The sequence below is a fragment of the Streptomyces sp. genome, from assembly GCF_050698815.1.
Classification (GTDB): Bacteria; Actinomycetota; Actinomycetes; order Streptomycetales; family Streptomycetaceae; genus Streptomyces.
The window spans coordinates 1-2,599 of the sequence record NZ_JBOHCV010000374.1; the positions used below are offsets into that span (position 1 = coordinate 1).

General features: G+C 66.3%; 3 protein-coding genes. 2 read left to right on the forward strand and 1 reads right to left on the reverse strand.

All coding sequences use genetic code 11. The annotated features are described in order from the left end of the window. Positions 1–495: DUF899 family protein (locus ACRDP3_RS13625; RefSeq protein WP_431517180.1), on the forward strand; the 495-nt coding region annotated here is incomplete at its 5' end. A gap of 7 nt (positions 496–502) precedes the next feature. Further along, positions 503–1,351, forward strand: coding sequence for an alpha/beta fold hydrolase (locus ACRDP3_RS13630; protein WP_431517182.1), 849 nt, complete (start codon positions 503–505; stop codon positions 1,349–1,351). Positions 1,352–1,379: 28 nt separating this feature from the next. On the opposite strand, the gene ACRDP3_RS13635 is transcribed toward ACRDP3_RS13630, so the two are convergent. Then, positions 1,380–2,599 (reverse strand): MFS transporter (locus ACRDP3_RS13635; protein ID WP_431517181.1); only part of this gene is annotated, 1,220 nt, incomplete at its 5' end.

Consider the following 2,599-nt stretch of genomic DNA (forward strand, 5'->3'; position numbering starts at 1 on the left):
GACGAGCGCTCCCAACTCATCGTCTACAACCACATGTGGTCCGATGGCGCGGAGTGGCAGTGCGGCGGCTGTACAGGGCTGACGTCGCAGTACGTCCGGCTGGGCTTCCTCGACAACTACGATGCCCGCTTCGTCATCGTTACCAACGGGCCCATCGAAGAAGCGCTGGCCTACAAGGCCAAAGTCGGCAACAGAATGGACTGGTACTCGTCGTCGGAAAGCTCGTTCGGCGCCGACGTAGGAGCGCCACCCGGCGCGGGCTTCGCGGTGAACGTGTTCCTCCGCGACGGTGACAAGGTCTACCGCACCTGGCACACCGACGGACGCGGTACCGAACAGCTCAGCTACACCTTCGCGTTGATCGACATCCTGCCGTGGGGCCGTCAGGAGGAATGGCAGGATTCACCCGAGGGCTGGCCGAAGTCGCCCACCTACTCCAACTGGCTCGACTCTCCCGATGTCGCCCGGCTCTACGGCCCGAACGGGGAGTCGTGAGGTGGAAATGATGACAACGAAGCCTTCGCGCAACGGCCACCTGCCGATCAACGGGCTGAGCCTCTATCACGAAGTGAATGGCGAGCTCGGCAGGTCGAAGACGCCTCCGTTGCTGCTTATCCCTGGCGCATTCATGGCCACCGACTCGATGAAGTCGTGGGTGTCCGCCTTCGCGAGCGAGCGCGCAGTGATCGTCTTCGATCAGCAAGGGCACGGCCGCACCCCGGATACTTCGCGCAAGATGTCTTACGAGCAGTTCGCCGACGATGCCGCGGCGTTGCTGCGCGCGTTGAAGGTCCAGCGCGCGGATGTGATGGGCTACTCGCAAGGCGGCGGGGTCGCGCTGCAACTCGCGCTCCGTCACCCGGCGCTCGTCAACAAGTTGGTCTCGCTGTCCGCCACTTACCGCAGGGACGGCTGGTACCCGTCAGTGTTGGAGGGCATCGAGAGTCTCAACGCCACAGCGTTTGCCGGTACGCCCGTCGAGAAGGCGTTCAGGGAGCACACGCCGGACGCCACGGCGTTCGACGCCTATCTCGAAAAGATGAAGGTCTTGAGCATCGATGACCAGAACATCAGCGACGCGCAGATGCGTTCGATCTCTGCGAAGACGATGGTCATCGTCGGTGATGCGGATGGAGTGAAGCCGGAGCATGCGCTGGCGATGTTCAAGCTGCGCGGTGGCGGCGATGAGGAAGCGGCAGCGTCGGGGATGCTGCAGAAGGTTCCGGCCGCGCGCCTGGTGATTCTGGCGGCGACGTCGCACATCGGCATCTCGGGGGAGTCAGCGGTGCTGGTGCCCATGGTGAGTGCGTTTCTCGATGATGTGATGCCGGCGACGCCGGATCTCTTTTAGGACAAGAACTTCACCGATCTCGGCCGCGTCACCTACGGATGTCGTTCGTCCCGGATGCGTCCGGGACGGTGCGGGCCGCTGGGGGATGAGGCTGCGTGGCAAGGGCTCGACGAAGGAGAAGTGCCGTGGTCAGCAGGGTGAAGAGCCAGCAAGCGTTATGCGTGAGCAGCTGCCGGTACCCGGCGGCGTCCACGAACGCGCCGCCGACGCCGTTTCCCAGAGAGCTGCCCAGCAGGCCCACGCTGACCATGAGGGTGTAGGAGGAAGTCAACGCAGCACGGGGAGCCAAAGTGTCCAGCATCGAGGAACAGGCGATGGCGAAGGGGCCGCCGCACACTCCGGTCAGGAACAGTGTCGGATACAGCAGCGTGAGACTTCCTGCAGCCGTCGCGACGAGGCCAGCGGCTACAGCGGAGCCGGCCAGGGCCGCGAGCAGCATCAGGGCGGAGGGCCAGCGCCAGCGACGCGCTCCGAAGAGAAGGCCGCCGAGAATCTCCCCGGCGGCGACCACAGCAAGCAGCAGCCCGCTGTCGGCCGCGTTCCCACGAGCCAGGGCAGCAGCCGGCACGGCGAGCGCGACGAACCCGGCCGAGATTCCCACGCCGCCCGCGATCAGCAGCAATACCAGCAGACCGCGTTGTCCTTTGATGCCTCCCGTCGTGGAGGGAGTCCGTTGGGGCTGCCAGCTCCGGGATGCCTTGGTACCGCAGAAGAGCAGCCCCGCTGCCGCGGCTAGGATCCCGCCTGTCGCCACGGCTCCAGCCGGCTCCGCCGGCGCCAGTAGCGCTGATGTGGCCAGAGGACCGGTCAGCAGGGCCAGTTGGAAGAGCACCGCAAGCAGCGCATATCCAGCGGCCCGGACCTGGCCCTCTTCGAGTAGCTCGGCCAGCAGGACGCGCATGCTGCCCGTGGTCGCCGGGACACATGCTCCGGCGCCGGCGCTGACCGCCACGGCGAAGACGACCGAGTCGACGGTGGGCGCGGTAGTGACCAGCAGAATCGTCCACCCCCCGCAGACCACGCCTGCAGGTGCGACCACCGCCGTTTGCCCGAACCTGTCGATCAGCCGCCCTTGGAGCGGCACCCCCAGCGCGTTGCCCGCACCGAACGCACCAGCCGCCATGCCGGCGTCCGTGAGTGAACCGGTCAGCTCATTGACGTAGAGCAGCAGGCCCAGGCCGAGCATGCCGAGGGGGAGCGCTCCGACCACTGTTGCGATGAGGGGGACGCGCAGACCCGGTGCGCGAA